Source organism: Granulicella aggregans (assembly GCF_025685565.1).
Taxonomy (GTDB): domain Bacteria; phylum Acidobacteriota; class Terriglobia; order Terriglobales; family Acidobacteriaceae; genus Edaphobacter; species Edaphobacter aggregans_B.
In genome coordinates, this window is the sequence record NZ_JAGSYE010000002.1 from 1,393,484 (window position 1) to 1,416,590 (window position 23,107).

At 56.3% G+C, this 23,107-nt stretch carries 18 protein-coding genes and 1 tRNA gene; 9 read left to right on the plus strand and 10 right to left on the minus strand.

What is annotated here, in order from left to right; genetic code table 11:
• Positions 1–133 precede the first annotated feature (133 nt).
• A complete protein-coding gene (locus tag OHL18_RS15305; RefSeq protein ID WP_263375714.1) occupies positions 134–1,399 on the minus strand; it encodes a BON domain-containing protein in 1,266 nt (421 codons plus the stop codon).
• 311 nt (positions 1,400–1,710) lie between these two features.
• Between OHL18_RS15305 and OHL18_RS15310 the strand changes: the two genes are divergently transcribed.
• A tRNA-Met gene (locus tag OHL18_RS15310) sits at positions 1,711–1,787 on the plus strand.
• A gap of 74 nt (positions 1,788–1,861) precedes the next feature.
• Here OHL18_RS15310 and OHL18_RS15315 read toward each other — a convergent pair.
• Both OHL18_RS15315 and OHL18_RS15320 read right to left on the minus strand, forming a co-directional pair.
• The gene (locus tag OHL18_RS15315) at positions 1,862–3,118 is read right to left on the minus strand and encodes a tyrosine-type recombinase/integrase (protein WP_263375715.1); all 1,257 of its coding nucleotides are present in this window, start codon (positions 3,116–3,118) and stop codon (positions 1,862–1,864) included.
• Between the two features lie 91 nt (positions 3,119–3,209).
• The gene (locus tag OHL18_RS15320; protein WP_263375716.1) at positions 3,210–3,443 is read right to left on the minus strand and encodes a helix-turn-helix domain-containing protein; all 234 of its coding nucleotides are present in this window, start codon (positions 3,441–3,443) and stop codon (positions 3,210–3,212) included.
• A gap of 274 nt (positions 3,444–3,717) precedes the next feature.
• On the opposite strand from OHL18_RS15320, the gene OHL18_RS15325 reads away from it, so the two are divergent.
• Complete coding sequence (locus tag OHL18_RS15325; protein WP_263375717.1) at positions 3,718–4,689, plus strand: LysR family transcriptional regulator; 972 nt, start codon at positions 3,718–3,720, stop codon at positions 4,687–4,689.
• A 5-nt stretch (positions 4,690–4,694) separates the two neighbouring features.
• Here OHL18_RS15325 and OHL18_RS15330 read toward each other — a convergent pair whose 3' ends face one another.
• Complete coding sequence (locus OHL18_RS15330; RefSeq protein ID WP_263375718.1) at positions 4,695–4,910, minus strand: helix-turn-helix domain-containing protein; 216 nt, start codon at positions 4,908–4,910, stop codon at positions 4,695–4,697.
• Between the two features lie 132 nt (positions 4,911–5,042).
• Between OHL18_RS15330 and OHL18_RS15335 the strand changes: the two genes are divergently transcribed.
• Together OHL18_RS15335 and OHL18_RS15340 are read left to right on the plus strand one after the other, a co-directional pair.
• On the plus strand, positions 5,043–5,258 hold the full coding sequence (locus OHL18_RS15335; protein ID WP_263375719.1) for a hypothetical protein: 216 nt from the start codon (positions 5,043–5,045) through the stop codon (positions 5,256–5,258).
• Positions 5,259–5,382: 124 nt separating this feature from the next.
• Positions 5,383–6,162, plus strand: coding sequence for a uracil-DNA glycosylase family protein (locus OHL18_RS15340; RefSeq protein WP_263375720.1), 780 nt, complete (start codon positions 5,383–5,385; stop codon positions 6,160–6,162).
• Between the two features lie 109 nt (positions 6,163–6,271).
• Here the strand turns inward: OHL18_RS15340 and OHL18_RS15345 are convergent, their stop codons facing one another.
• From OHL18_RS15345 to OHL18_RS15355, 3 genes are all read right to left on the minus strand, one after another.
• The gene (locus tag OHL18_RS15345; protein WP_263375721.1) at positions 6,272–6,748 is read right to left on the minus strand and encodes a phospholipase D-like domain-containing protein; all 477 of its coding nucleotides are present in this window, start codon (positions 6,746–6,748) and stop codon (positions 6,272–6,274) included.
• The gene (drmD, locus tag OHL18_RS15350) at positions 6,745–9,762 is read right to left on the minus strand and encodes a DISARM system SNF2-like helicase DrmD (RefSeq protein WP_263375722.1); all 3,018 of its coding nucleotides are present in this window, start codon (positions 9,760–9,762) and stop codon (positions 6,745–6,747) included. Before drmD ends, OHL18_RS15345 begins: the two co-directional genes overlap by 4 nt.
• A 105-nt stretch (positions 9,763–9,867) precedes the next feature.
• Positions 9,868–10,263, minus strand: a complete 396-nt coding sequence (locus OHL18_RS15355) for a hypothetical protein (RefSeq protein ID WP_263375723.1) — start codon at positions 10,261–10,263, stop codon at positions 9,868–9,870.
• A gap of 210 nt (positions 10,264–10,473) precedes the next feature.
• Here OHL18_RS15355 and OHL18_RS15360 point away from each other — a divergent pair, with 210 nt between their 5' ends.
• Entirely contained in the window at positions 10,474–11,193 is a 720-nt protein-coding gene (locus tag OHL18_RS15360; RefSeq protein ID WP_263375724.1) for an SOS response-associated peptidase, read from the plus strand.
• 157 nt (positions 11,194–11,350) lie between these two features.
• Here the strand turns inward: OHL18_RS15360 and OHL18_RS15365 are convergent, their stop codons facing one another.
• Both OHL18_RS15365 and OHL18_RS15370 read right to left on the minus strand, forming a co-directional pair.
• Positions 11,351–13,153 carry a DUF262 domain-containing protein gene (locus OHL18_RS15365; protein ID WP_263375725.1) on the minus strand — a complete coding sequence of 601 codons (1,803 nt, stop codon included), beginning with the start codon at positions 13,151–13,153 and terminating at the stop codon, positions 11,351–11,353.
• A gap of 361 nt (positions 13,154–13,514) precedes the next feature.
• Entirely contained in the window at positions 13,515–14,690 is a 1,176-nt protein-coding gene (locus tag OHL18_RS15370; protein ID WP_263375770.1) for a hypothetical protein, read from the minus strand.
• A gap of 508 nt (positions 14,691–15,198) precedes the next feature.
• On the opposite strand from OHL18_RS15370, the gene OHL18_RS15375 reads away from it, so the two are divergent.
• Positions 15,199–15,807, plus strand: coding sequence for a TetR/AcrR family transcriptional regulator (locus tag OHL18_RS15375; RefSeq protein ID WP_089839589.1), 609 nt, complete (start codon positions 15,199–15,201; stop codon positions 15,805–15,807).
• Positions 15,807–17,804, plus strand: coding sequence for a squalene--hopene cyclase (gene shc, locus OHL18_RS15380; protein WP_089839588.1), 1,998 nt, complete (start codon positions 15,807–15,809; stop codon positions 17,802–17,804). The genes OHL18_RS15375 and shc overlap by 1 nt, the downstream gene beginning before the upstream one ends.
• A 392-nt stretch (positions 17,805–18,196) precedes the next feature.
• Here the strand turns inward: shc and OHL18_RS15385 are convergent, their stop codons facing one another.
• Positions 18,197–19,387 carry a PP2C family protein-serine/threonine phosphatase gene (locus OHL18_RS15385; RefSeq protein WP_175529021.1) on the minus strand — a complete coding sequence of 397 codons (1,191 nt, stop codon included), beginning with the start codon at positions 19,385–19,387 and terminating at the stop codon, positions 18,197–18,199.
• A 315-nt stretch (positions 19,388–19,702) separates the two neighbouring features.
• On the opposite strand from OHL18_RS15385, the gene OHL18_RS15390 reads away from it, so the two are divergent.
• Together OHL18_RS15390 and OHL18_RS15395 are read left to right on the plus strand one after the other, a co-directional pair.
• Positions 19,703–19,894 (plus strand): hypothetical protein, encoded by a 192-nt coding sequence (locus OHL18_RS15390; RefSeq protein WP_263375726.1) that lies wholly within the window; start codon positions 19,703–19,705, stop codon positions 19,892–19,894.
• Positions 19,895–21,035: 1,141 nt separating this feature from the next.
• A complete protein-coding gene (locus OHL18_RS15395) occupies positions 21,036–22,802 on the plus strand; it encodes a CocE/NonD family hydrolase (protein WP_089839584.1) in 1,767 nt (588 codons plus the stop codon).
• Positions 22,803–23,107 lie beyond the last annotated feature (305 nt).

Here is a 23,107-nt window from a genome sequence, read left to right on the forward strand (position 1 = left end):
TGCGCGGCGGGTGGTGCTCTGGAAGCACTCATCCTGCCGACTGCAGGGCAAGCCTAAAGTATAAATCAGCAACGGGTAAAGGAAATGGCCGCACCGGAAGGAACCGGTGCGGCCATGCGATTTTTACCAAGCGTTAGTAAGGAGCGGGATAGTAGCCGGGACGTCCGTACGCGGGAGGGGGGACCGGGCGGCGCTGCAGATTCGCCTGCTGTACGCCGTAGCCAAGGCGATCCATCTCCTGCTGCGAGACGGTTACGACGTGGGCGGGCTGCACGAGGTGGAAGCTGATGATCGCCTCCGCAGGGACGACGACATCGTTCCGGCCAGAGGCCGCCGAGGCGCCGATTCCGGCTCCTACGCCTGCCGCCGCGCCGATGGCCGCGCCGGCACCACCGCCAGCGAGAGCGCCGATCAGAGCTCCGAAACCACCAAGGCCGACGGCGCTGCCGACGGTCTGGCCGGTCTTGTCGCGACCATAGTGGGTCCAGGTATCAGAGACGATGGGATAGTTGCGCCCGCTGAGCGAGACGGAGTTGAGCTGGAGAGCGAGCTGACCCTTGCCGCCGACTGCTCCTGAGGCGTTTGCCTGAACGATGGTTCCCTGGACGGTTGCACCGCGGGGAATGGCGACCTCGCCATCGGCGATGACGTCGTTGAGGACAGTGCCGTCGAAGGCGGTGCCGGGCTTGATCAACTTGGCGATGAGACCTTCGCTGAGACGCATACGGACGAGGGCTCCGCTGGGTATGGTGACCTCACGGCCGCCTTCCTGGGCTCCATACTGCGGCGGTTGCTGCTGAGAATAAGCGGACGGTTGACCTCCGCGATACGGCTGGCGGTACGCCGGAGGCGCGCCCTGGCCCTGGGGTTGAGGCGCATTGTTGCCGTACTGCCCGTTATCCGGAGGCGCGGGCGGCGACTGGTAGCCCGGTTCAGGAGCGCCCTGGGGCTGCTGGCTATTCTGTGCGGCGTCCGGAGGAGGAGCTACGGTTCCGTCCGATTGAAGGGTGGGGTTGGACCCTTGATCCTGCTGACCACTTGCCGGCTGAGGATAGGGTTGCGGCTGCCCGGATGGTGAGCCGACGTTGCGATCCGACGTCAGCGTGAGCTCATCGACGACTTTTTGCACCCCTTGCGCTCTTGAAGCAAGGTCTTCGGCCAGGACGCGTGTGGACTCGTCGCTGACGCTTCCGCTCAGGGTGACGGTGCCGTAAACGGTAGTCGTCTTAATCTGCTGGGTGGCAAGTTGGGGCGATCCGGCGAGGGCTCGAAGTACATTCGCTTCGACTTGAGCGTCTGACACTGTATTCGCCTGGGCAACGGCCGTCGTTCCAGTGAAAACGGCACCGGCAATAGCGATCGCTCCGGCACCTGCGATCGAGAAGATCGTGCTTTTCATACTTCCTCCACAAAGTGCTGAAGCCAAGTCTCGCACTGGCACCTCAGCGCTATCACTTATGCAGACGCAAAATCTGACGAATAGTTACGGTCCAGGCAGAAGAATACCGCGATCGAAGGCACCCTGCCGACCGAATTGAGCAGCAGTCGCAGGTACGCACGGCGTCGCTCGGGGTTTAGGCGGCTATAGACGAATTCTATGCAGATCCACGCTGCAGACCATCCCTCGCCGGGAACCCATCTGCCGAGAGTGGATAAGTCCAACCACCTATGTCGGATTGACCCCGGTCCCTGACAGCGCTATACTCGGAATGCGGGGTGGAGCAGCCCGGTAGCTCGTTGGGCTCATAACCCAAAGGTCGTAGGTTCAAATCCTACCCCCGCAACCAACCAAATCAACAAGTTACGAAAGTCTGGAAATGCTGACAGACTCCCATAAACTCCCAATAGCAAAAAGTGGAGTTTAGGCGCTCGCTTTCAACGGCTTGAGCACCATCTCTACCACCTTCCCATTCGCTTCCCGCTTCGATGACGACATGGCCTGTCCATAGACGTTCATCGTCGTCTGGATGGAAGCGTGTCGCATCAGCTCCTGCTGCACCTTCATCGGAGCTCCGGTCTCGTCCAGCCACGAACGATACGTGTGGCGGAACGTGTGCCAGCCGATGGTCCCGTACTTGCCGGAGTTCTTCACGCGCGTCTCGTGCAAAAGCATACGAACGCCGTTTCCGGTTTTCTGATCCTGGTTACACCAGACACCAGGTGCTGCCCCGCAGGTCGGACATTCCACCACACAGCAACCCGAGGGGCGAAGATGCCGCTTCTGGATCTCTGTGGGATAGTAGGGCCGGTTCGTTCTCGGGTTAGCAAAGACCCAGCCTTCTTCCGTGGCCACAGCGTGCGTGCTCCACTTCAGAACGATCTCGGTCAAGGACGGATGCAGAGGAACATAGTCCTGGGAGTATTCGGTCTTGACGTCATCCACCCTGCCGTTCACAAAGCTGCGCTGAACGAGAAGCTGGTTTTTGTCGAAATCGAAATCGTCCCATTGAAGCGCCGCGATCTCGCTCACGCGAAGACCGAGACATTGGGCAATCTGTACCATCGTGCGCCACGGTTCTTGCAGTGTCGCGACGATGAGTTTGAACTCCTCCACAGTGAGCGAAGTTGGGCGTTGCCGGCGCTTGCTGCCACCTTTCACGCGAACCAACGCAATCGGGTTTCGGCGCTCGTTGAAGAGTTCCCACCGCGTGGCGCACTCGAACATCAAGTGCATCACGCTACGGATGTGGGCCTTCGACTTCGGAGCCATAGAAAGGTTCTTCAACCAATCCTCGACCGCCATAGGCCGGATCTTTTCGAGCAGATAGTCGCCCCATCTAGGCCTGAGGTAGTTCTTGATATTCGAGCGGTAAGACTTCGCCGTCGAATACCGTTCTGGCAGTTCTTCCTCAAGGTAGCGGTCGCATATCGCGCCGAACGTGACCACGGCCATGGACTGCTGTGGAGTTTCAGAGTTGAGTTTTAGGAGAAGAGCTTCAACCGCCCTTTGTGCGAGAGCCTTGGTACCGTACTTCTCGACCGAGCCCACGGTAGCAGTCCTCCGCTGTCGTGTGCCGTTCTCGATCGTTTCGTAGTACCGAAACTCCCAGGCGTCTGATCCCTTCGCCCGCTTCTTGCGTGTAAGACTTCCGAACTGGTAACGCGCTCGTGATATCAAGATTCCTCCTCGACTCACGGCACGAATGGCTGTTCTAAGGGTAGCCGAGAGCGGGCCGCTTTATCTGCGGAAAACATGGTTTTTCGGGGGGTTAGCCAGCTTGCTTCTGGTCGATCCAATGGTCGATTGCGGAGGCCCGGAAGCGCCAGAGCTTGCCCACCTGGACGCCTGTGATTTGGCCCCGAAGCACCATGCGCTGAAGGGTGCGGGGATGAACTCCGAGCAGGGCTGCTGCGGCATGACTATCCAGTAGGGCTTCCACGCCGGCCCGGCCAACGATGGGGAGCAGACGCTCAGATGCGGGTGGTTTTTTCTCGTCGAACATCCAGACCTCCTAGTACGTGAGTTGAAGGTGAAGGTTTTCGAGATCGAAGTCCAATGAGTTTCCAAGACCTCGCTTATGCACCGGACGCATAAGTGCAGACTTTGACAGGCAGAAAGTTAAGGTCGGGCGGCGTCCGCAATGTCAATGGCGCGGGGGGAATCAAAGTTGACAACAGCCTCGCCGCCTGTGGAAAATGGTGTTCCGGCGGTGGAGAACGTCGCCATTACTGCTGCTGGAATGTTGATCCCTATTTCAAAGAGATTGGGGACGGGCCATGCAGCAGAGGTTCAAAACAAGGCATTTGGAAGCGGTTATCACTTTGGCCGAGGAGATGCACTTCGGCCGCGCGGCGGAGCGGGTCGGGTTGTCCCAATCGGGCCTTTCCCGGTGCATTCAGAGCGCAGAACACGAGGCAAATGCCAAGCTATTCGAGCGCGATCGGCGTTCAATCGAAATCACAGATGCTGGCCGATCCTACGTGGAACACGCACGTATCTCTCTCGCCCATGGGGAGAGAGCAATTCGGTCGGCTAGAGAGACGAAGGACAGGGCCGGGCATTTTCTGGAGATCGGAAAGTCACCGGATGTGGACCCCGTCCTGGTAGAGGTTCTCTACTCCATCAGATTGCCCCTTTACTCTGATCTGCAAATCAGCATTCACAGTGAGCCTTCTTCCGATCTGGCACACGGGCTGATGAGCGCTGACCTTGATGTAGCGCTCATCACGCAGCCTGAGCGAAACGCAAAACTGACGATGACCAAGCTGGCGGAGACGCCGCTTCACATCGTCGTACCACGCGAGCACAGCCTCGCATCGAAGAGCGCAATCAAACTGGCAGACCTTCGTGATGAGCGCTGGATCATCTACCAGCAGCGGACACATCCGTTGCTTTACGAGAGGATTATGAAACTGATGCGGGATGAGCATATCCATCCGAAGCATATTGACCGGATACTTTACGCGGACGAGGCGGAGCACTTGCTGATGGCTAGCCGTGGAGTTGCGCTACTGACCAAGGCGAGTGCCCTGAAACTCGATGGAAAGCGGCTTGTCGCCAAACCTCTGGAGGAGGATGCGCTGTGCCTGGACGAGTGGATCGCTGCGCGCGGGGACGATAATTCACGGCTTGTCAGCGAGTTCGTTCGCGCATTCGTCACCCGTTCGACAATCGTCCTGCAGCCATCGCAAATGATCCTGCCGATCGAGAAGAACGGCTCGCCGTCCGCAACGTGCTCATCGTCGTAGCTTGTTCAAAGCTCGTCGGGTGCGAAGAAGCTCATTGGCTTTTTATAGACCTTGCAGATGGCCCAGAGTTCGGCCACGTCAATCGCTCGTTCCCCGGACTCGCACTTGTTCAGGTAGGAATGTGCCATCCCTAACTTGAGGGAAACTTCCCGTTGCGTCAGGCCGGCCTCTAGCCGCGCAGAAATTAGTTTAGACAAGACTCCGGCGTAGTAATCTCTCATCGCGGGACTGCGCCCCTTCCGAGATTTCCGAGCCTCCGGTTTCGCTTTTTCTGCCACATAGGAAGTGTGGTGAACGGTTGACCCGATCCCCTAATAAGGGACATTATGGATCGATCGAAACGAGGCGAGCTGATGTCAGAATCGAAGCTGGAATTCCCCGAAGTCGTTGGCAAGATGGTCGCCGAACTGTCCGTCATTGAGGACCCCGAGTTCGGGAAAGAAGTTCTGGTTCGATTCGCGGATGGCACCCAGCTTTCAATCGCCGTCGGCGTTCGTCAGGTAATCGACGCGAGGTACTGCAACGAAGAGATGCCAGACCTTCCTATTTCTCACCGGCAATCACTCTGAGCAGATTTAGGACTCTCACCACGTTTTGTTGTCTGGGCAAAGCGGCATCCCGGCAGCGTTGCTCCGAGTGGGTGTTTACCATTGACTCTTGGAAATCACCCTGCAAGAGAAGGATACGCGGCCTATGAGTGAACTCCAGCAACTTCTGGGTGAAATTTCCCACTGCCCCGTCGTGCGTGAAATCCGCCTCGGAAACTCGACTTCCTCTTGCGCCTGTCGCCAAATTGTCAGCGTTCAGACCGGAGCGGATTTCCAGGTGCCTGAGCCGTGGTCTGGACAGATCGACATCGCGCCTCTGCTCTTCATTAGCTCGAATCCATCGATTGATGAACACGAGGATTACCCATACGCATCTTGGGAATTCTCCAAAACGGCGGACTTCTTTAGCAACCGGTTTGCGCTGGCTTCTGGATGGGTGAAAGATGGGCTTTACCCCCGCCAGATTGATGGCTCCTGGAGCAAAGATTGGGTACGTTTCTGGGCGTCCGCTAGGGGGCGGTCGCGCGAGATCTTGCAGAGGAAAATCGAGCCGGGAATAGATTTTGCGCTGACGGAAGTCGTCCATTGCAAATCGCGCAGAGAATATGGGGTCAGTGAGGCGCGGGACGAATGCGCCAACCGCTATCTTCAGAGGGTAATCTCTGTGTCGGCTGCGAAACTCCTGATTGTGTACGGCAAACAAGCAGAGGGTGTGGTTCGTCGTCATTTTGGTCCTGCGATGACGGCTCTCGGGCACGGTCTCAGTCTTATATTGATCGGAGATAGACCTCGAATGCTGGTGTTCTTGCCTCATCCGAATGAGCGTGGTTCGAAAAAGACTGTAGAGTCGAACGTCGGGACTAAGGGCCTCACCCTGATTCGTGCCCACGTCAAGGGACGCGACGTTGTGGACGAAGGAGACTGAATCGTGGTGCGAGCGGGGTATAGCGTGCGTTACGATTCAGCGTGAACGGGACGGAGATAAAAGCAAAAATCGGGGACGCCTCGTTTGTTTCGACGCGTTACGTTGCAGATCATATGGCGCGTTCGCATATGCCATCGCTGACTAAATCAGCCAAGAAGGACGTGGCCTGCCTCGCCAACATCGAGGACCTGATCAAAACTCCTAATTCCACGTTGCGATTCTGAGCCGCCTCAGTAAAATTTGCAGACGACACGAATAGTTCCGCTTGGTCGAGAATTACACACTTGGCGTGAAATGCCACTGACGGCCCCATGGGGGCATCCAATGGCCGTCGGTCATAATAGACCTCGGGTAGGCGATGATTCTCGGGCCAGTGGCGTGTCGTGAATTCCTGAGCGAAACGTTTGACCGAGGCAACAGAGGATGCGTCTTCTAGTCGCACAGCGAGATTCAGGAAGAGACGGACCTGTAGCGACGGTTTTTGCTCCATGCGCATTGCAAGCTCTTGAAAAATTCTTTTTCCCTGATGGACCGCATAACCGGCGACCGTCACGCTTAGTTCTGCCCGCTTGAAGAGATCGGTCACAACAACTCGGGTACGCGCTGGCTATCTTCCAGCTTCTTCTCCAAGATGTGCTTCCTCTGCGACTCCAAGAGAGTCCGCATTTGGCGGGACTCATCTTCGCCACGCTTGGACAACTTCTCGGTAGCTTCCTTGGCATACTCCAATCCGCGCTCCTGAAGATGCGGGAGCAATTCTTCGATGTCGCGGCTGACAGAGTGCCTCAGAGTTGCTTCGATAGTTTCGTTGGGCGTTCCGCCTGAGAGAAGAGCCTTCTCCAGAAGATCCAACGTCTTTAATTCCGCCTCCCTTGCGTAAGGCAAGAGTGGCGATTTCCGAATGGCGGGGTCGGTCCACCGCGCGGTGACGACAATGATCTCTTCGTGAAGGCGTGCCGCGCCTGGTCCGTAAAGTGCCAAACGACCAAGGAGCAACACACGAGGGATCGCATCGCGCGTTTGCGCTAGACATGCTCGTGAGAGGTCATGGTGGACAAAGCCCTGTGAAAGGAAACGACCGAGAAGACGCTGAACCACCCTCTGTTCAAGGTGGAGTTGAACGACTTCGTCGGTCACAATGCCTGGGTCTTCAAAGACGATAGGGCGAATCGGAGAGGTTCGGCGCCATTCAAAGAGCCGTTGATCGCGAGGTTTGGGTGTGCGGAGACTATCCATCGTCTCAGCCCAGGACGATTGGGTGTCGTCCAATTTCGGCAAGATGAATTGACCATTCCCGGTCGCAATCAGCGGCGGTGCGTTCAACAATTCCAAGGCGCAGGATATGGCCGCTCGGAAATGGTCTTCATCGAGACCCACTTCTCTTTGCGAACGCTCCATCATTGACCGGAGTTGGTCGATTGATACCCGCAGCTCGTTTTGGCGTTCCCTGGTTGATTCAAGCTCTTCTTTGATGTTTCCCGACTTCTCATCGTCAAGTTGGGCTGATTCGATCTCGCGTTCGAGTTGATCGATCTCCCTGCGCCTTATGCCATGCTTCAGGAGTTCGTCCAACTCGTCATCGATGACTTGCGAGAGACTGCCGAGTTCCTCTCGGATCGTCTTCGTCTTTCGGACGACCGTTTCGAGGATGCGGTCTTCGGGACGCTGCTCGTATACAAAGTAGTAACAATAGACCTCCGATGCCGGCTGCAACTTGCGGTCAATGCGGCCATTCCGTTGCTCCATTCTGCTCGGATTCCACGGGACATCGAAGTGAAAGAGATGATTGCAGTGCGCCTGGAGGTTCAACCCCTCACGCGCGGCGTCAGTCGCAATCAGAATCCGGACCGGGTGGGTGTCTGGATCGGCATTGAACGCCTTTTTGATTTGATCGCGCTCATCGCTTGCCGTGGAGCCTCGAAAGGTTCTGATACGTGGAAGTGGATCGTCGGTATCCGCGATTGCTGCACGGAGCGATTGCTCTAGGTAACGAAGTGTGTCTTCATACTCGGTGAAGATGATGATTCTTGTTCGGTTCCAAATTCCCCCTGAACACATCTTCGACCTTATCCATTCGATCAGGTTCCTGACTCGCGCGTCTGGGACGAACCTGTGCGCCTCGGCGAGCTCCGACATCTGCCTGAGTAGATCTTGTTCAAGTGAGTCCTCGTGGGCAGGGAGAACGGCGGCGGTCGCCTTCTCAAACTGCAAATCCTCTTCCGCCGCGAGATCGGGTCCGCTGACGAGCGCCCTTTCGTCGTCGCTACTGAGTCCGCCTTTCAGCAGGTCAAGATCGCTCCGCCCAGGGATTGAGCTCGGCATCAGGTTCTTCCGCTGCTTCTCCACGGTCCGCTGATGGACCTTAAGTGTCCGCGCGAATGCTTCGATAGAGGAGAAAAGTCTTTGCTGCAACCCGCAAATGAGAAGTCCGGACGCTGCTTGCGCCTTCTTGGTTTGATTCTCAAGGCGTGCCTCTCGGGCCTCTTGGTACTTTGAAAGGAGGGATGCGAGTCGGAGTTCTGGCGTATCGAGGGGCAGGTCACGAAGGGTGATTTGATCGACGATCCGCTTTGGAAAGCCTCCCTGAATCTCTCGAAGATCCTCTTTGATTCTCCTCACCATGACGTCTTCGCGATTCTGCTTTGTGACCTTCACTCCCCGGCAGAAACGTTGAGGATCGAGAATCTCTAGTAGCGCCGAGAAACTGTTTGAATGCCCGTTGTGCGGCGTGGCCGAAAGGAATAGCCGGTGTTCGAAGCACGGTGCCAAAGCGCGAACCGCGTGCGTAGTCTGCGAATCGATGGCATATTTCTGACCGCCAGCAGGGGCGGCATGGTGAGCCTCATCAAGTATGAGCAGTGTCCCCGGCCGAAACGTCCCAAGCCAGTCGCGAAGGCTTGCGGTATATGCTTCGTCAATCAGTAAACGGTGGGAGATGAGAAACCGGGAATGCGTAGACCAAGGATTGACACTGAAGCCGCGCTCCCGTCTGACTCGCTGAACGTATTCCTTGTCGAGAATCTCGAATTGAAGTCCGAACCGGGAAGCCAATTCTTCCTGCCATTGCAGGAGCATCGACGGCGGACAACTGACCACTATCTCCTTTATTTTCTTTCTGAGGAGCAGTTCACGCGCAATCAGCCCAGCCTCGATCGTCTTGCCGAGGCCCACGTCGTCAGCTATGAAGAGATTTACTCTCGGCAATCGGAGAGCTTTGCGGAGCGGTTCTAACTGGTACGGGTCGAGCGTGATCCCGGCTCTGAAGGGTGCCTGGAGGAGCCGTGGATCGGTCGAAGTGACGCAGTTCCAACGTAATGTGTTGAGGTAGGCGGCGAAGCGCGGAGCCGGATCGAAGCCCCGATCAGCTATTCGCGACCAGTTCTCAGCGTTTCGAACCTCGGCATCCAGTTCGTTTTCCCAGAGCACGTCCAGAGACTGCCCTTGGGCATCGTCATCAACGCACGACAATCGGACGAGAGTTGCCTCGCCTTGTCTCGGTGGGGGGACGACCTGTTCGACGAGATAAAGACGTTGGCGAACATGCACAATTGCCCCCGCCTCCGGGAGTACCGGATTCTGGATCGAAAATGCGGGAATCACAATAGGAGAAGGATACAACCACCGGCGGTACAACCCGAAGACTCGGGCATCTACATGGACCGGCTATGGCAGTTCTGCAGGAAAGCAAACCATCCCCGGTTTCCCTTATGGTGGGCTGTCTTGCTCCGACCCGCCCTCATAAATCGGCACGTCTCGATGTGGGAAGAGGTTTTCATGTCTCCGCAGCAGTTCGTGCATGACCCGGATGCTGATGCGTGCCGCGAAGCTGACTTCCTTATCCAGTTCCACGTCTACGTCTGAAAATTGGGCGTCGGTGGACGATTTCGCTACCCATTTCGCAGTACGGATTGCGACGATCAACGCGGTGGCGATGATGATGGACGGACCGAGTTTCGGCCAATCTGGGCGGCGCTCATTTCCGACAACTTTCATTGGTCGAGTATAGGCGAAGAATCGGCGAATATGCCACAATGAGTAATCCGCCGCGAGGCGGGCATAGAGGCGTGTTGGCCCACAAAGCGATATCGCGGGAAGACCCACTCATTCAGGTTTTCTCCCTGCGATGTTGGGACGCGTCTCCTTGAAGAATTCGCTCGGGCACGTCCTGCGGACTACACTTTTCTCGAACCGAAGGACTTCAGCGATCTCCGCAGTTCAGCGTTTGGCGGTATCGCGGTATCGCCGTATCGCCGAGTGGAATAGTTTTGCGGAACACGCCCTCGGCTGCACGCGTTGTGGTGAGGTTTAGCTATGTGTGGACGATACGTGAGACGAAGTGACAAACAAAAGATCGCTGAGCATTTCCATGCAAACCCTAGCCCGCAGGATTTGCCGATGCCTGCGGCAGACTACAACGTCGCGCCTACTACTCATCAACCCATCATTCGGCAGAGCAAAGAAACCGGAGAGCGCGAGCTTATCTTGGCTCGTTGGGGCCTCGTGCCGTTCTTCACAAAAGATTTGAAAGAGATCAAGGGGCTATCGACCATCAACGCTCGGGCGGAGACAATTGCCATGTCGCGCACTTGGCGCGAGCCAATGAAGAAGCGACGCTGCCTGATTCCGGTAAACGCTTTTTATGAATGGCCGCAAGAGGGCAAGCCTCCAAAGCAGCCGTATGCCTTTGAGTTGTCGAGCGGAAATCTGTTCGCCTTCGCCGGCATTTGGGACGCATGGAAGGACGGGGAGGGCCACTGGCTCCAGTCGTATGCCATCGTGACGACGGAGGCAAACGAGCTCATGTCACGAATTCATCCGCGAATGCCGGTCATTCTCCACTCACGGGATTACGACCGCTGGCTTGATCGAGACGAGACCGAGCAGCTACCCGTCGATCTGCTGCGGCCCTTCGAGTCGGACGCCATGGAGATGTATGAGGCGAATCCGAAGGTGAACAACGTTCGAAATAACGGGGCTGAACTAATGCGTCAAGCTGAACACGCCGCAGAATCTGGCCAGTTGCCCTTGTGAACAACTTCCGACAAGCGGACTTATCGCTACGAACTTAGAGCCGAGGACCGGTTCTGAATGCGTCCACTTTGTCTGTAGTCGGGTGGCAACCGTACCTGCCGTGTATGCCAGCGCGCACCGAACTTGCATCGACTGTGCAGCATGAAGACAGATGATCTCAGTTCGATGGAACTCTCCAGACCTCTCTTGCTAAAGATGTAAGGAAATCCTGACGCTTCAAGACTGCTCCTTCATCCCACGCGAGAAACGATGGTAAGCCCGCAATTGCCTTGGTGATCTTATCTGCGACTCCAAAAGCGGGATGTTCGGCTTGACAACGCACTAGAAGGAACTGCGACTGCGGATAGACTGTTTTTTTCTGAGAGTATGCCTTGTTTCCGAGAAGCCTGTTTATTGCCTGTTCGACGAGCACTAAATTTCCAATTCTGCTTGCGATATGCTCGTCTGCTTTCTCGCCAAACTCCGCCAGAGCTTCATCGCTTGGGTTCATTGGATAGATATGCTCGATGTCGTTATTCGCAGCGTAGTAGTGCATCAGGTCCCCGTAGTTGCCGCCGTCCCCGTAAGCTCGCACATCAACGGCTTGGGTGAGCTTCGCAAGCATGTAGCGGAGGCGGAAGGCGCGAGTCTCCCATGAATACATTTTGCTCAGGGCGTTACCAAACTCACGCGATAGTTGAGACTTGCGAGCAGCGAAGTATTCACTGCAAAAGGCAGCAAATTCAGCATCGGTGATCTTGCGCAATTGCCTCGCCCCTTCAACTACGGAGCGCTCATAATCTCGCGTTGGCGTGTTCGTAATCAGATACGCAAACATGAGGTTTTCAACCTCCTCCGTGAGGCGTTCAAAATTGAGTTTGTTCAGATTGCGACCTGAAAGCAGAAGAATGTAGTGCTGCCGGATCGCGCTGCCACCGAAGATCCTGGTGTTTGCAATACCTCGACTGGGACTGCCGTCGGGATTTTGTCCTTTGGTGAAACCGGCATAGGCCCTGGATGCTTCAAGGAGCCGCTCGACAAATACTAAGGGATGCTTCTGGTGGCCGGTCTGCGACGCGTTCTTCAAGAACCAGTCGTAGATACCGTCCTCCTGTAGCTTCAGGTCGGCGACCTCAAATTCCGCGAAGATAAAGTACCGTAAGAATCGAAGGGGTTTCTCCCCGACGCCGTAGATTCCGTCCACTACTTGCTTCCATTTGTCCTTCAGGGCAGTGAACTGTTCCGGTGCCGCACTCATGAAAAGTAAATTCTTCAAGAGGTCCATGGCGTCCAAACCTGCGCCGCGGTCATTGACTGTCTCGAAAATCTTCAGAGCTTTAGCGACACTCGGCGTCTCGATCCGGATAAGTTTCACTTTGGCGGTCAAGTACGCATAGAAGCGAAGAATTTGGAGCGGATCGTCGTGAAACTGTGCGCGAAGGAATTCCCTGACTGTTTTGTAAGCGCCAGCGATGTTGGCTATCGAACGAGTGCCAATTTTCGGCGCTAAATTCCAATCTCCACGGGCGTAATGTTTCAGGACGCCTTGGCTGTCTTCGTACTGCAAGGTGAGGCGCTCGCGATGCGTTGTCTTGCCCTGCCAATCCATGCTGGCAGCTGCGATTTGCCCCGAGAGTTCGTCCGGTAACTGCGCATTGAGTTCAATCATGGCGTCTCGCACCGCACAAAGCGTAACGAACGAGGTCGTCATCCGCTGTTGGCCGTCAATCAACTCGAATACGTTGCTTGAGTCTGCGCACACGACAATGGTGCCAATGAAATACTCTGGCGCATTCTGCGCGGTCGCCAACTCATATTCAGTGAGGATGTCCCGAAGAAACTGTTCAACTTCGTCGCCCCGCTGGCCCTTTGCATCCGCCTCCCCCCACACGTATTCCCGCTGGTAATCCGGAACAGTGTAGAAGTCCTGAAAGGCGCGCTTCAACGTCATGTCTTCTGATTTGATCGACTGCTCTGGCATTATGTTTCGATGATCTCAGGAAGACCGCCGAATTGCTAGACGCAAGCGAGCCAAACCTTAAATAGCCGCAGCTATCAAGCCTAGATTCGACAGAAACGCACAACAAGCAATTCTATGGCGACGTGCCGGAAATCCGATCAATCCTCATCAACGTCGTTCACGGCAGTTGAGCGCCGCAGGCCGGAAACGGGGAAAGTGCAGAAGGGGGAACGTCTTCTGCCGCGCAGCCGGCGAGCAGGGGCCGGTAGGCGAAGCGGGATGAGGGAATGGGAGAAACCGAAGGGGTGTCTCCCAGCGCGATCTCGGGGCTTGTCGAAGCACAAAGCGGCCCCGGACGAATCCGGGGCCAGAATGAAGGAGTCTAGGCTGCTTTCTTTCTAGTCGTCTCTTTCTTTGCTGTAGCTGTCGCGGCTGTTGGCTTCACCTTGTTCGAACCATCGGCCTTGGCTTTGACGGCCTTAGGCTTCTTCGGGGCGAAGACCTGCTCAGCCTCAGTCAGCAAGTCCGGCTGGTTTTCGTGAGGAATACCGATGTGGTCAGAGAGGACGAGGCGCAAGGCGAGACCGGTTAGCTTCTCGTCTGCGGTGCCGTCCAGTGCGGCCAGCACAATTTCATCGTCCGACTGTTGGGAGTTCTCATCTCTGTTGGCGAAGTGGTTGGCCACCTCCTCAAGGAAGCTGTAGTCCAGGTGGATGAGCAAGCGGAGGAAGACGCGCGTTTGTGCTGGATTGAAGGATGCAGGAGCCTGTTCGATGATGCGCTCGAACGTGGCGACTCTTGCCTTGCGCTGTTTGTCGCGGCGATCTTGCTCGGCCTCGTACTCCTTCTGCTGACGCTCGAAGTCGGCCTTGCGCTGCTCCTCTTTGCGCTCCTGTTCTGCCTTGTACTCGGCCATGCGTTGTTCGTGCTCGGCTTCGCGTTGCGCCGCTTCCTCCTCCGTCTCAATCTCAGGGGCGGGTGCCATGGTCGGGACGGGATGGGCGGCTGCTTCTGCTGCGGCTTGTGGGTCATGTACCGGGCAATGCTTGTCCGTGCAAACCGTCAGCTTGCGGCCAAGCTGCTTGCCGTAAACGACGATGGCAGGTTTGGCGGCTTCGCACGGCATCACTGGTTCCGCGTCCGGGTTGTCGATCGAGGTTTCAAGCTCGCGCATATGGCCGCGCTGCACGGCTCCCGCTCGCTGCTCCTTGGGATTGCGCCATCCGTTCTCGATCTGGACAAGGCCGGGATGGGCGGCAATCTCCCGGTCAAGGAATGCCTCAACCTTGCCGTGATAGCAGGCAGAGTCGAGGCACTGCCCGATATGCGGAGCGAACACAGAGGAGAGACGAGCGTGATGGTCCTCTGCCAGCCACAGCGGGAAGACGTTGAACTTATGGTTGCCGGGAAACATGGCATAGAAGGCGGAGAGATTGCCAAGCGTCTCCTCCATCACCTGCGCTCGCGCATCGACGAAGAGGGATTGCTTCGAGAAGGGTGAGGCCTTGCGATTGGCGAGGCGGTTTGGACGGCTTGAAGAACTGCTTTGGCGGATCATTGGCTACCTCCAGCAACGGTGAATTCAGTTGCGATAGCCAAACCTTATGGGCCGCTCAAGCCTCGCGTCCAATGACTTTCCAGTGTTCTCTTATGCGCGTAGTGCATAAGGAATCGCTGCATTGCGGTGTATGTAGAGGGATCAGTGCGTCTGCTTTTGGATTGATCGGACGGGGCACGCGGCTGGGTGCGGAGAAACCGGAACTCTGGGCGATCCAAATTATCTTGTCTCTGCACGGATCGGGCCGGGCAATACTCGCGGACGCAATGTCGCTTTCATCGGACGACGATCAAATCCGACGTCAACCAGTCTCGGTGAGCGCATTGACCTGTTCTCGTCAGTTGAGAACGCCAAGGGAATTGCTTCCGAGAAGCCGCCTCATCGGTACAAACTCTCCTTCCAGCGTCCTTTTCTTGGATTATCCCTTACGAGCCTCACCATCTTTGAGGAGAAAGCCAACCTCAGATCCCAATAGCTTGTTAGTGTACCGACTGGACGGTATACTTTGATGATGAACAAACGGAATCTCATTCTCGATTGCGCTGAGCAGCTTATCCGGACAGATGGAGCCGCGCAGCTCACGCTGGAAAAAGTTGCCGAGCGGGCCAAGGTTAGCAAAGGCGGCCTTCTCTATCATTTTCCGACGAAAGAGCAACTTGTCGCTGGCATGATCGAGCGCACGATCGAGTCGTTCGAACGCGATGTCCAGTCAGCAAGAGCGTCACTACCTGAGGGACCGGGAAGAAATGCCCTTGCCTTCATGATGGCTGCACTCGACGGACAGTGGAAGTCAACAAGCGCGCGGCCGAATCCCGTCGATCTGCTCGTGTCGACTCTCACTGCATTTTCTACGGAGCCGAAAATGGTTCTGCCCATACGAAAGGCCTATGTCCGGTGGCAACAATTGCTTGAAGAAGACGGTCTCGATCCGGTGCAAGCGACCATTACTAGACTGGCCATCGACGGCTTGACCTACACGGAGATGTTCGGTTTCAACGCTTTCACCGAGAAACGTCGGCAGGAAGTTCTCGAGGCCCTCCGCAATATGTGTATGGGAACAAACTCTTCGCATCCACGTTCTCAGGGGCGCGGGCCCAAGCGCGAGAATAACGAATAATGAAAGAACATTTTCTACAGGACATTCCGGCAATCGTATGGACGCACGAAGACACACGGCAAAGCGTCACCTTAAGAACTCAGCAGAACGTTGGTTCGCACCTCACAGCTGCGACCCGAGCTCTAGCAGCTCTTCAATACAACGAAGGCTACTGGTGCGGAGATCTCACCGGGGACTCGACACTTGCCTCGGATTACATCTTGCTTCAGCTCTGGCTTCATCCGGTGGACGCGAACTCGGCGTGGAACCCTCCGCGAAAAGATCGCATTGAAAGACTGGTGAAGTATCTATGGGATTGCCAGATGCCGGACGGAGGTTGGAATCTCTACGCGAAGGGCCCGGCTGAGATCAATGCGTCCGTCAAGGCGTACACGGCCCTGCGCATTGCCGGTGCGGCACAATCGTCGCCGCGGATGCGTGCTGCTCGCGAACGGATACTGGCGTTAGGCGGCCTGCAAGCTTGCAACAGCTACACCAGGATCAACCTGAGTTTCTTCGGACTCTTTCCCAAGCAATTTGTCCCCACCGTGCCAGCGGAAATTCTGATTGTGCCCGGAAGCTTTCTCAACGAAATGTCCTCCTGGACTCGGACCATTATCGTTCCCCTTTCCATCATCCAGGGCTTGGGTGCACAGAGGCCAGTACCGTCGGGACTGACGCTTGCCGAATTGATGCTTCCCGGCACGCGCATTGCGATGCCGAGGAAAGACCTCACCTCAGAACTATTTCTGCGTGCCGACAAGCTTCTGAAGCAATGGGAGCAAAGGGGCATACAGCGGATACGTGACAAAGCAATCGCGGCAGCCGAACGCTGGATGATCGAGCATACCCATCATTCAGAAGGACTGGGAGCCATCTACCCAGCAATGATGTATGCCGTGATGGCGATGGATGCGCTCGGGTACGAGCGAGATCAGCCGGATCTCGTAAAAGCAATGCAGCATTTCGACGATCTGCTCATCGAACGCGATAATTTCTTCGACGTGCAACCATGCAAGTCCCCGGTATGGGATACGGCAATTGCGATCTTTTCCTTAGGGGAAGCGGGAGATGCTGACAAAGCAAGCATGACCCGCGCAGCAGATTGGCTGCTTTCGAAAGAGGTCCGACGTAAGGGCGACTGGTCTTCCAAGCGACCCAACCTGCGCCCAAGCGGATGGGCCTTCGAGTTCGCCAATGAGTTTTATCCGGATATCGATGATACCGCCATGGTGTTGCTCGCTCTGCAACATGCAAAGGCATCTGACCCAGAACGCCAGGCCCGCGTCGAAAGTCGTGCCGTGAACTGGCTCCTCGGAATGCAATCCGCAGATGGCGGGTGGGCTGCTTTCGATGTAGACAATGACTGGCAGCTTTTGAATAAGGTTCCTTTTGCCGACCACAACGCAATGCTCGATCCTACCTGCCCAGACATCACCGGACGCGTGATGGAAGCACTTTGCAGAAGGGGTTTGACTGCTCAACATCCTGCCATCTCACGCGGCATTGAATATTTGCTCTCGTCACAGGAAAGGAATGGAAGCTGGTATGGCCGTTGGGGCGTCAACTACGTTTACGGCACGTTTCTTTCACTGCGGGGCCTCGTAGCCACGAAGGACCGTCAAACAAGCTCGGCTATCCACCGTGGGTCGCAGTGGCTCCGAAGCGTACAGAACGACGATGGGGGATGGGGTGAAAGTTGTGCCGGATACGAGATCGACAAGTTCGTTCCGGCAGAAAGCACTCCTTCCCAAACTGCGTGGGCACTCCTGGGACTCCTGGCTACCGGCGATTTACACTCTCGTGCCGTGAAACAAGGAGTCAGCTGGCTCCTCCGAAATCAGAATGCCGACGGGAGCTGGGATGAAGAGCTAACCACGGGAACTGGGTTTCCAAACGTGTTCTATCTCAGCTATCACCTTTATCGTCTCTACTTCCCAGCGCTCGCACTCGCGTCCTACAAGCAAAGTAGCCGTAAATTAGCCACCGATTCACGACTTGAGATCGGTCTCAGCTGACACGGCTTCAGCCTAAAGATCAAGGGGTATCGAGGCGGAGTAATACGGCCACCTGCTTGGCTGAAAACCACTTGCCGACCGGAGGTTGTTAGGCCATGCCCGCCGGTGACGATCCCGATAAACGCCGTTCTCGTCTATTGTGATCTCGATAAGTGCTAAATTGCCAAATCACGTTTCGAGCCGTTCTGATCTGTAGACGTGCATCGCCTGTTCGCAACTGTTGATGTGGTAGAAAACGTTCCGAACGTGATTTCTCGAAGGCCGCGTCAATGGAACATGCATCGAAGCGGTGGAGATAAAACCGTTTCGGTTCCGGTTTGTTGGCTGCGGTCGTCGCTGCACGCAATCGCACGAGTTGCATAATCCCGATCACTAACGGGTGGATCTCTCACTCAGAGTTGCATTACGAGGAGTGTCATGTCATCGTGCTGCGGCGCGCCGTCAGCAAAGGTGTCGGCCGCATGAAACAAGCGCTGCAGGAGCTCCTCGGCGTTCAGGTGCGTGTGCGCTTGCGCCTCCGCGATCATTCGGTCTTCTCCCCACTCGTCTTCTGAGGCGTTCATGGCTTCGCTGATGCCGTCCGTAAAGGCCAGCAGAATATCGCCGGGGAGCAGCTGAAGCGTCTGCTCCCTGTAGACCGCGCCGGCAAGTAGCCCGACGACTGGGCCGCCGTCTGCCAGGCGAAATACCCGCCAGGCGCCGTCTTGCTTGCGCAGCACCGCGGGAGGATTGTGTCCCCCATTGACGTAGTGCAACATGCGCGAGGCGCATGCCAGTTCGGCGTAGAAGAATGTGGCATAGCGGTTAGATTCGGACGCGTTATAGAGGAGGCTGTTGACATTGGCCATCTTGGTGCCCAGATCGCCGGTGCCGCTCAGCACCTGACCGCGCAGGCTGGCGTGAAGGCTGGCCATCAACAGGGCGGCAGACAATCCCTTGCCGCTGATGTCGCCGATCGCGATGCCTAGGCGGTCGCAGGCGCGTGCCATAGCTCTGCCGGGGGAAGAGACGTTTTCGCCTGGCGCATGCGCTGTTTCGGCCCCCGAACCATCAAGGATATCGATGAGGTCATAGTAGTCGCCGCCGACGGCCTGGGCGGGCCTGCAGTGCGCCGCCATTTCTACGCCCCGAACTTTGGGAAGTGTCTGGGGGAATAAGCGCTCCTGCACCTCGCGGGCAATCTCGAATTCGCGTTCCAGCTTGGCGCGCGACACGGCCTCCTCGGCCAGCGTGGGAATCAACTTGTAAACGTTGGCGAGGAGGATTGGTTGATACCCCAATCGCATCGCACACTCAATTAGCCGGTGCAGAACTGCTTTGACGTTCTGCTTCGTCTTCTTCGAGCATGGGCGCGAAGGCTTTGTCTTCGTTGGCATCGTTTGAAGATCACTTAGCCAAGTCTCAATCGCAATTGGGTTCTTTAGCATCTTGGCAAGAGGTTCGTTACTCCACTTCGCCTCTAAATGCTTCAGCATGGATTTGTATGACGATGCGGTGTGTGGTTGGAAAGACGGCATCTCTTCAGCCTTATAGCGGGCTACAAGCTGGCCGAAGGTGATGACCTCGTGCGGATCGTCGTTCATGTTAGGCACGAGGTCTGCGGCCTTGCGTTGGGCAAGCTCCCTTGTAGGCACCTCGCGATCCGTGCCTAGCCTGAGAGCCTTGCGCTTCCCATCTTTGTAGTACCTAGCTATCCAGGTGAAACCCTTCGCATCTTGACGCTTGATGACTGTACAGTGGCTCATTGACAGAGACTCCCTTCCTGCTTGATGAGAGTTATAGGCGAAGATGTGGCGCATATGCGTTACGAGCCGTTCACCGAAAACCGATGTGTCGGCCAGAGTACAGAAACGCCTTGCTCTGTCGTATAGACAACATAATAAATTTCTCGAATCGATATGCAAGCTCAAGCACAATTCGCACTGAGGCAGAATCCCGATGGATCGCTCGACTCAATCTGTCTGAGTTGCGATGCGACTGCGGCGACCGCAACGACAGACGAAGCTCTGCGCGAACTTGAGAAGAAGCACGTCTGCTATGACTGGAATACGCCAGAGCGACTAGCGGAACGCATGAAGTTCTCCGCTTGACTTTGCTCAAATCCCGCTCGAACATGCGCTAATCGCAGAGTAAGCGTAGCGACCGACAAATCTCAGCAGTCGGCCTACTATGCTCGGATGAAAGCCGACAGCAGCGTACTTCGCATAGAGCAGGCGGATAGGCTGAACGACGGTGTAATCATCACGTTCAGTGATGGCAAATGCGCCGTCTACGATGCGGCTCTTCTGTACGCTAGTTTGTCGCAGGCGCAACTTATCGAGAGTGATGATGTGACGGCAATCGCGCGACCTGAAACTGTGGATCATACAGGTCGTTGATCCATTACCCGCGAGCCGGAAACCGTACGCTCGCAGGGGTCGTGTCAACACGGTGCCTTGATCCAATCGAGCGCAAAGAGGCGGAACAGACATGATCCTGTTCTTCTCTTTCCAGACCGGCTTCCAGTGGCAGTGATGAGATCGTCGAGAAGCACGCGTGACAGATCGAATCGTAAGAGCCGTCGTGTTGCCGCCTGTGCATGAACGTACATGAAGTTTGATTCGTCATTCGGCACCGCCGTAAAGCTGTGAGCCTAACGGGATCGTCGACCTGGAGTCTGTGCTCATTTGCTCACAGGGGCATACATGAAGTGGCTGACTGTCCTCCATCACCTAAACGTGTGGTGGAGGCGGTGGGGGCATGGGATCTGGCGGAGGAGGGGGCGGCGGCGGCGGACTGTCCCTATGATGACGATGATGAGGTGGAGGCGGCGGTGGAGGAGGCGGTGGCCCTTGCTGCGCTCGCGCCCGAACGGGCATAAGTGTCGCGATGCTCAGTGCGGCCACCGCCGCGAACAAAAAAACCACGAACTTACGAGCAGTTCTATTCGAACCAGAGTCAATCACTTGAACTCTCCTCATCTGACCTAAAGTTTTTAACTTGCTTCTCGCTGTATTGTTCCGTTTGCTTTGTTTCGACTAGATCATGCACAGTGCAATACAACGTGTGTGCTGACCATATCCCGCATGAGAGTAGGTCTGCTGTTTCTTTTAGCTCACTCCCAGAGTTGAGACGAGAGCACCAGATGTTCGTTCACTCCCTGGCCGCAAACCCCACGTGAGCGAAAGAGCACATCGGCGCTGCTCCAAGACGTACATACTAGACTTCCCGAAATATCGGGAAGGATGGGAAATGAACCAAGTTGAAGAATCCCCCAAAGCAACATTGGTTCTGGATGACCGGCCAAGTTCCTACCCGTCGAGTTGGAACGTCGTCTTTGCGCCAGCCGCCCCACTGCCCGCTGATTACGTCTTCGGACGTCAAACCACAATTCTCAAGCAGGGATCGGTCTTCCCGCCGGCGGCCATGCCCCTGCCCTGCGACATCCGCTGGGACCGCGATGTACCGGTCAAGTTACGCGACGGCGTTATTATCTACACGGACATCCTGCGTCCCGTTGGCGACGGCGAGGTGCCTGCGATCGTTGCCTGGAGCCCTTACGGCAAGACCATTCCGCAGGAGGACGTACAGTCTGGCGTAGACCCCAAAGAAGTGACGGGGCTGACGAAGAGTGAAGGCCCCGATGCCGGCTTCTGGGTCTCGCATGGCTATGCAGTAGTCAATCCCGATGCTCGCGGCGCTGGCAAGTCGGAGGGGGACATCTATGCCTGGGGCAGCGTCGATGGCCAGGATGGCCACGATGTTATTGAATGGATCGCGAAACAGTCGTGGAGCACCGGCAAGGTCGCTCTGCATGGGACTTCGTGGTTGGCCATAGCGCAATGGTTCATCGCAGAGACAAGCCCTCCTCATCTGTCCGCAATAGCGCCTTGGAACGGCATGAGCGATGTGTACCGGCAGAATGCGATGTTTGGCGGCATCCCAAATATGGGCTTCGACGCTCAAGTCTTCGCCCACCTTGCCGGTCCGGCCCGCGTGGAGCGAATGGACAGGATGGCAGCATCCCACCCGCTGATGGATGCCTATTGGCAAGATAAGGCGGCCAAGCTTGAGTCGATCACCGTTCCAGCCTACGTCGTCACCGACGTGGTAACCGACCTCCATCGAATGGGTACATTCGAAGGTTATCGACGCCTCGGATCAAAGGACAAATGGCTGCGAGTCGACAACCGGCAGGAGTGGACGGATCAGTACGATCCTGTGAACGAAGCGGACCTGCTCAAATTCTTCGACTACTTCCTGCGCGGCACCGACAACGGTTGGCAAAACACTCCTAAGGTTCGGATGGCCGTTCTCGACCCTGGCGGTGAAGATGGGCTAAATGTGCCCTATACGAGCTGGCCGCTGGAGCAGACGCAGTACGAGCGCCTTTACCTGAGTGCCGATCAGCATCTCCAATCAACACCGGTTGCCAAAGCCAATCAGGCGAGCTACTCCGCCATCACCGGACAGACCGTATTTACGTATCGCTTCCCAACAGACACCCAGCTAACGGGATATCTCAAGGCCCACCTCTGGGTAGAGGCAAAGGATGCTAACGAAGCGGACATCTTTGTGCTGGTGGAGAAGCTGGACAAGGACGGCAATCTTTTGGTGCCGGACGAGGTGAGCGCGCGCCAGTACATTCCCATTCCGCCTGCCGGTACTCATGGTCGCATAAGGGTCTCCTTGAGAAAACTCGATCCCGAGTTGTCCACAGCTTTCCTGCCGATCCAATCCTTCGACCAACCCCAGATGCTACATCCCGGCGAGATCGTTCCTATTGACATCGCGATCATGCCCGTTTCGGAGGTCTTCCATGCTGGCCAGCAATTGCGCCTGAAAATCGCGGGGCATGAGTTCCTCGCGCCGCCAGCCACAGAAGCTAATACGGGCGTGCTGTCGTTCATGGGTCCGATGCCGCCGCTGCCGACCAAAAACGCCGGTGTCCATATCATCCACGGAGGAGGCGATCACCAGTCCTTCCTGCAAATCCCAGTTATTCCTTTAGCTCAATAGATACGGCATTGGGATCGGTGCATGCAACAGTTGCCGGCTCTTCGTCTAGTTCTTCATCCGTCGCCTACTGCTGAGCTACATTGACCAGACCCAATCGCCCAAGCAATGGGACTCTTAAGCTGCGGCTCTATCGCTTGACCGCGAAGGGGCCCGATGCGAAGCGTCAAATGTCGAACCTGTCAGCTAATTACGGCGACTCTTTATCTCTTACTGATCGCCGGATGTCGCAAGGCTGCGCCACCCGCAACGCCTCCCTTAGCGGTCGATACGATAGCCGCAAGCGTTCAAACTGTGCCGGTGATCGG